Source organism: Variovorax sp. P1_H12_2 (genome assembly GCF_056405335.1).
In genome coordinates, this window is record NZ_JBFUCI010000401.1 from 1 (window position 1) to 5836 (window position 5836).

The 5836-nt window shown below is 69.6% G+C and carries 6 protein-coding genes and 1 pseudogene; 3 read left to right on the top strand and 4 right to left on the bottom strand.

What is annotated here, in order from left to right:
- Positions 1-336, bottom strand: a pseudogene (locus tag AC1D2K_RS28310) (hypothetical protein); the annotation flags it as partial.
- A 198-nt stretch (positions 337-534) separates the two neighbouring features.
- Between AC1D2K_RS28310 and amrB the strand changes: the two are divergent.
- Both amrB and amrS read left to right on the top strand, forming a co-directional pair.
- Positions 535-1341 (top strand): AmmeMemoRadiSam system protein B, encoded by an 807-nt coding sequence (amrB, locus tag AC1D2K_RS28315; RefSeq protein WP_478092893.1) that lies wholly within the window; start codon positions 535-537, stop codon positions 1339-1341.
- Positions 1338-2426 carry an AmmeMemoRadiSam system radical SAM enzyme gene (gene amrS, locus AC1D2K_RS28320; RefSeq protein WP_478092895.1) on the top strand — a complete coding sequence of 363 codons (1089 nt, stop codon included), beginning with the start codon at positions 1338-1340 and terminating at the stop codon, positions 2424-2426. Before amrB ends, amrS begins: the two co-directional genes overlap by 4 nt.
- A gap of 4 nt (positions 2427-2430) precedes the next feature.
- Here amrS and AC1D2K_RS28325 read toward each other — a convergent pair whose 3' ends face one another.
- The gene (locus AC1D2K_RS28325; protein ID WP_478092897.1) at positions 2431-2649 is read right to left on the bottom strand and encodes a SlyX family protein; all 219 of its coding nucleotides are present in this window, start codon (positions 2647-2649) and stop codon (positions 2431-2433) included.
- A gap of 57 nt (positions 2650-2706) precedes the next feature.
- On the opposite strand from AC1D2K_RS28325, the gene AC1D2K_RS28330 reads away from it, so the two are divergent.
- Complete coding sequence (locus tag AC1D2K_RS28330; protein WP_478092899.1) at positions 2707-3552, top strand: GNAT family N-acetyltransferase; 846 nt, start codon at positions 2707-2709, stop codon at positions 3550-3552.
- 6 nt (positions 3553-3558) lie between these two features.
- Here the strand turns inward: AC1D2K_RS28330 and AC1D2K_RS28335 are convergent, their stop codons facing one another.
- Positions 3559-4515: a tripartite tricarboxylate transporter substrate binding protein gene (locus AC1D2K_RS28335; RefSeq protein ID WP_478092901.1), complete on the bottom strand. Its 957-nt coding sequence runs from the start codon at positions 4513-4515 to the stop codon at positions 3559-3561.
- Positions 4516-4622: 107 nt separating this feature from the next.
- Entirely contained in the window at positions 4623-5669 is a 1047-nt protein-coding gene (locus AC1D2K_RS28340; protein WP_478092904.1) for a histone deacetylase family protein, read from the bottom strand.
- Positions 5670-5836 lie beyond the last annotated feature (167 nt).

A 5836-nucleotide genomic window follows, 5' to 3' on the forward strand; every position in this document is an offset into this window, starting at 1 on the left:
GTCGAGCGGCAGCGGCTGGTTGATCAGCAGGTGGTGGTGGCCGGCCGTGCCCGCGGTCCTGCCGGCCGGGACAATGCCGCGCATCGAAAGGCCGAAGCGCGCGACGAAGGGCGCCTCGGTCGTGGCGCCGTCCTTCAGGTTCGTGAAATAGGCCTCGGGCGACCAGTTGGGCGGCGGCACCACCCAGGGATGGACGACCAGATCGGCACTGTCGGCCGCCGGTTGTGGCGCGGGTGCCTGAGGCGATTGCGCCCAAGCCCCGCCCGCCAGCAGCAGGAGCCAGGCCGCCGCTGCCACCATTCCCGCCCGCGTCCCGTGACGAATTCGACCGCGCATGCCTGCTCCTCCTGTGGTTGCCGGATTGTGTATCAGGAAGTTCTAGATTGTTAGAACTTAAGACGGACCAAACGTGACAAAAGGCCGCTAGCAGTGCGAGACGGCCGCGTGCAGCGCGACAAGCATCCGCGCGCGCCCTGGCAAGGTCTTGATTTTCGATCTCGGAGGGTTCAGATTCAGCGTCAGGAGCCCTGCTCGATGCCTGCCGTACGCCGCGCCGTTGTCGATGGCCTGTTCTACCCCGCCGCGCCCGGAGCGCTGCGCAGGCAGGTCGCTGACCACCTGGCCGGCGTCGGCGCCGACGACGACCCGGCGCGCGGGCCCGCGAAGCTGCTGATCACCCCCCATGCGGGCTACGAGTACTGCGGCGCGGTGGCGGCGCACGCCTATGCCCTGCTCGGTCGGCGGCGCGAGCCGGCCATCCGCCGCGTGGTGCTGCTCGGCCCCGCGCATCACGTCTGGGTGAGCGGCCTGGCGGTCCCCGAGGCGGAAGCCTTCGAGACACCGCTGGGCGAGGTCGCGCTCGATGTCGCCGCGCTCGCCAGCCTCGGCGACCTGCCCCAGATGGTCCGCAACGACCGGGCCCACGAGCGCGAGCATTCGCTCGAGGTTCAACTGCCGTTCCTGCAGATGCTGCTCGGCAGCTTCACCCTGGTGCCGCTGGTCGTCAGCGACGCCAGTGCCGAATCGGTGGCGCAGGTGCTCGAGCGGCTGTGGGGCGGCGCGGAGACGCTGATCGTGATCAGCTCCGACCTGTCGCACTACCTTCCGTACGCGCAGGCGCAGGCCGTCGACCGTGCCACCGTGCAACGCATCCTGGCGCTCGATGCCGGGCTGGCGCCGCACCAGGCCTGCGGATCGGCGGCGATCAACGGCGCGCTGCTGGCCGCGCGCCGCCACGGCCTCGTGCCGCGCCTGCTCGACCTGCGCAACTCCGGCGACACCGCGGGCGGTCGTGACCGCGTCGTCGGCTACGGCGCGATCGCGTTCGAGGAGCGGCAATGACGAGCCTCGATGGGCCGAACGCGACGCCTGGGCGCTGGTGGCACCGGCTCGACGATGGGCGCATCCAATGCGACCTGTGTCCGCGCGACTGCCGGCTGCACGACGGCCAGCGCGGCATGTGCTTCGTGCGCCAGCGCGCCGGCGATGCGATGGTGCTCACCACCTACGGGCGCAGTTCGGGCTTCTGCATCGACCCGATCGAGAAGAAACCGCTCAACCACTTCTTCCCCGGCAGCAGCGTGTTCAGCTTCGGCACCGCGGGCTGCAACCTCGCGTGCAAGTTCTGCCAGAACTGGGACATCTCGAAGAGCCGCGAGATGGACCGGCTGCAGGACACGGCGTCACCCGGGCGAATCGCCGAGGCGGCCCGCGCGAGCGGCGCTTCGAGCGTGGCCTTCACCTACAACGACCCCGTGATCTTCGCCGAGTACGCGATGGACACCGCCGACGCCTGCCATGCGCTCGGCCTGCACAGCGTCGCGGTGACGGCGGGCTACATGCACGCCGCGCCCAGACGCGAGTTCTACGCCAAGATGGACGCGGCCAACGTCGACCTGAAGGCCTTCACCGAGCAGTTCTACTTCCAGCAGACCGGCGCCCACCTGGCGCCGGTGCTCGAGACGCTGCAGTACCTGCGGCACGAGACCGACTGCTGGTTCGAGATCACGACGCTGCTGATCCCGCAGCACAACGACAGCGACGCCGAGATCGACGCGATGACACGCTGGATTGCCGACCGGCTCGGGCCCGATGTGCCGCTGCACTTCACGGCCTTCCATCCGGACTACAAGATGATGGACGTGGTGCCGACGCCGCCCGCCACGCTGACGCGGGCCCGCACGATCGCGCTCGGCAACGGCCTGCACCACGTCTACACCGGCAACGTGCATGACGTCGAAGGCGGCACGACATTCTGTCCGGGCTGCCATGCAGCGCTGGTGCGGCGCGACTGGTATGTCGTGCTGGCCTGCGAGCTCGATGCGCATGGCGCCTGCCCGCATTGCGGCACGCCGATCGCGGGTCGCTTCGGGGCTTTCGGCGGCGGCTTCGGCCGGCGGCGGATTCCGGTGCAGCTGGCGGCGTAGCCCTTCAGTAGTGAGGCGGCAGCTCGTCGCGCAGGTTGCGCGCGGCGCCGGGGCCGCCCTCGGGGCTTTGCTGACGAAGCTGCGTGACCTGGAGGACCAGGCTGTCGATCTGCTCCTGTTGCCTGTAGATGACCAGGTTGAGCTGGTCCAGCAGGTCTTCGGTGAAGCTCGCCTTGATCTCCAGATCGGTCAGTCGGCGTTCCACATCGTGCGAGGTTTCCATGCCGCTATTGGACAGGAATTTTCCCAGCCGCCGGCAGGGCGCGTCAGAATGCCGCGCATGGACCTGACGATCCGCACCCTCCGCGCCGACGAGATGGCGCTCGTGATCGAGCTGGCGGCGCGCGAAGGCTGGAACCCCGGATTGCATGACGCCGCCTGCTTCCATGCGGCAGATCCCGGCGGCTTCCTTGTCGCCGAACACCGCGGCGAGGCGGTGGGCTGCATCTCTGCCGTGTCGTACGCAGGTCGCTTCGGCTTCATCGGGCTCTACATCGTGACGCCGGCGTGGCGCGGCAAGGGCGTCGGCATCCGCCTCTGGCGCGAAGGCATGGCCCGTCTCGCCGGCCAGGTGGTCGGGCTCGACGGCGTGCCGGCCCAGCAGGACAACTACCGCCGCAGCGGTTTCGCACTGGCCTGGAACAACGCCCGCTTCGCCGGTGTCGCCCGCAGTGGCGGCGAGACGCCGCCGCAGCAGATCATTCCCCTGGCCACCGTCGACTTCGCCGCGCTGTGCGCCGACGACCGCCGCGTCTTCCCGGCGCCGCGCGACGCCTTCCTGCGCGCCTGGATCGACATGCCCGATGCGACCGGACTGGCCTGGGTCGAGCAGGGCCGGCTGGTGGGCTGGGGGCTGATCCGGCGCTGCCGCGAAGGCCACAAGATCGCGCCGCTGGTGGCGGACGATCCGCACGTGGCGCACTCACTGCTGGCTGCGCTGTGCGCCACCGTGCCGGCCGGCGACACGGTCTACCTCGACGTCCCGCTGCCGAATGCCGAGGCGGTCGCGATGGCGCGGGCCGAAGGCATGCGCAGCGTGTTCGAGACCGCGCGCATGTACGCCGGCAGCGCGCCTCCCTGCGAGCTGCAGCGCCTGTACGGGGTCACCAGCTTCGAGCTCGGCTAGGGCCTGTTACTGAGGCTTGGCCAGCCCCAGCTTCTCGATCAACGCCTTCTCCCGCGCGAAGGTCGTCTGCGCGAACTTCGCGTAGTCCGCGGAGCTCATGTAGATCGGCAGCATGTCGTAGCGCCCCAGAGCGGCCACGTAGCTCGGCTCCTCCATCGCCTGCTTGAACGCGTCGTGCAGCTTCTTCACGACCTCGGGCGGCGTGCCCCTGGGCGCGCCGATGCCGAAGGGCGAGTTCTGCACGATGTCCATGCCGAGCTCCTTGAGTGTCGGCGCATCCGGGAATTTGGCGAGCCGCTTGTCACCCCAGGTGTTGAGCACGCGCAGCTTGCCCGACTCCACCAGCGGCGCGAAGCCGGTCGAGTCGGCGATCGCCATCAGGTGGTTGCCGAGCACCGCCTGCGCCAGATCGGCGCTGCCCTTGTAGGGCACGTGCTGCAGCTGGATGCCGAGCTGCTGCGCCATCAGTTCGGTCGTCAGGTGCGGGCTGGTCAGGTTGCCGGTCGAGCCGTAGGTGAGCTTGCCCGGGTTGGCCTTGGCATAGGCGACGAAGTCGTTCCAGGTCTTGAACGGGCTGTCGGCCGGGACCGCGATGCCGAAGGCGTAGCCGGTGACGTTGATCACGTAGCTGATGTCCTTGACCGGGTCCCAGTTGATCTTGGTGGTGTAGGGCAGGCGAAACACGCCGAGCGGAATCTGGCCGATGGTGTAGCCATCGGGCTGCGCGGTCTGCAGCGCCTGCGCGGGCAGCGTGCCGCCGGCGCCCGGCTTGTTGTCCACCACGATCGGCTGGCCGAGGATCTTCGATGCATTGTCGGCCAGCTGCCGCATCGTGATGTCCGTCGGGCCGCCCGCGGGGAAGGCAATGATCAGCTTGATCGGCCGGGCGGGAAAGGTCTGCGCATGCGCAGACGTGACGGCCGCGCCGAGCAGGGCGGCGCACAAAAGGGAACGACGAATCATGTGGCGGCCTCCGGTACAGGTTGAATGCCGCATTGGGCCGCATGGGGCACGCGCGGGACAAGCGGGTATCTCCCCGGTCCGTGTCGCCGCCGTGTCAGCGCCCTGGCTCAGCCCGCTCGTTGCCTGAATCCGTCGAGCACGTTGACCGCGTTCACGCCCACCTCCGCCACCGCGTAGCCGCCCTCGAAGACGAACACGCTGGGCAGGCCTGCGCGCGCGATGTCTTCGCCGATCCGCAGGTAGTCGGGCGTGGCGAGCGTGAAGCCGGCGACCGGATCGCCCGCGAAGGTGTCGAGCCCGAGCGAGACTACCAGCGCGCCGGGCTTGAAGTCCGCGAGGCCGCGCAGCGCGGTCGCCAGCGCTTCGCGCCAGGCCGCGAAACCGGTGCCGCGCGGCAGCGGCAGGTTGTGGTTGAAGCCCAGACCCTCGCCCGCGCCGCGCTCGTCGGCGTAGCCCAGGTAGTAGGGGTACTCGGTGTGCGGATCGCCATGCAGGCTGGTGAACTGGACGTCGGCGCGCTCGTAGAAGATGGCCTGCGTGCCGTTGCCGTGGTGGTAGTCGATGTCGAGCACCGCGACGCGGTCGACGCCGGCATCGCGCAGCGCCTGGGCCGCGATCGCCGCGTTGTTGAGGAAGCAGTAGCCGCCGAAGAAATCCGCGCCTGCGTGATGGCCCGGTGGCCGCGTGAGCGCGAAAGCCGCGCGCTCGCCTTGCAGCACGCGCGCCGCGGCGGTCAACGCGCAGCAGGCGCCCGCGCGTGCCGCGGTCCACGTGCCTGCGGTCAGCGGCGTGCCGGCGTCGTACGAGAACAGGCCCATGCGCGCAGGGAAGCTGGCCGGCAGCACGTCGGAGCGAAAGGTGCGGATCGGCCAGTACGAAGGCAGCGCGTCGCGGTCCGCATTGGCCGGGTCGAGTGCCACCCACTCGTTCCACGCATTCGACAGGAAATCGAGGTAGCGCGGCGCGTGGACGCGCGCGATCGTCGCGTCGTCGAAGACATCCGGCGCTTCGATGGGACCGAGCCCGCGCTGCTCCAGTTCCTGCAGCACATAGTCGGCACGCGCCGGAACCTCGAAGCACGGCACGAGTTCGCCGCGGAACATCTCGACCTTGCCGTGGTGAAGGGGGTGGCGGTCGTTGTAGATCGTGAGCATGGCGCTAGGGTAACGCGGAAGCGCGTGGGGGCGGGGGGCGGCGGCGGGCGGTAGGCCCCGGGCCGGCCGACGTCACCGGCCGCTTCGCGGCTGCCCTGCGCTGCTCGCGGTACGCGGGGTCTCGCTCAAACTCGCTTCGCTCAAACAGTCGCGAGCCCTGATCCGCG

Excerpts from the sequence above, each read along its gene's own strand:
- AC1D2K_RS28325 (WP_478092897.1), bottom strand. The coding sequence starts at position 2,649 with ATGGAAACCTCGCACGATGTGGAACGCCGACTGACCGATCTGGAGATC.
- amrS (WP_478092895.1), top strand. The coding sequence starts at position 1,338 with ATGACGAGCCTCGATGGGCCGAACGCGACGCCTGGGCGCTGGTGGCAC.
- AC1D2K_RS28340 (WP_478092904.1), bottom strand. The coding sequence starts at position 5,669 with ATGCTCACGATCTACAACGACCGCCACCCCCTTCACCACGGCAAGGTC.
- amrB (WP_478092893.1), top strand. The coding sequence starts at position 535 with ATGCCTGCCGTACGCCGCGCCGTTGTCGATGGCCTGTTCTACCCCGCC.
- AC1D2K_RS28335 (WP_478092901.1), bottom strand. The coding sequence starts at position 4,515 with ATGATTCGTCGTTCCCTTTTGTGCGCCGCCCTGCTCGGCGCGGCCGTC.
- AC1D2K_RS28330 (WP_478092899.1), top strand. The coding sequence starts at position 2,707 with ATGGACCTGACGATCCGCACCCTCCGCGCCGACGAGATGGCGCTCGTG.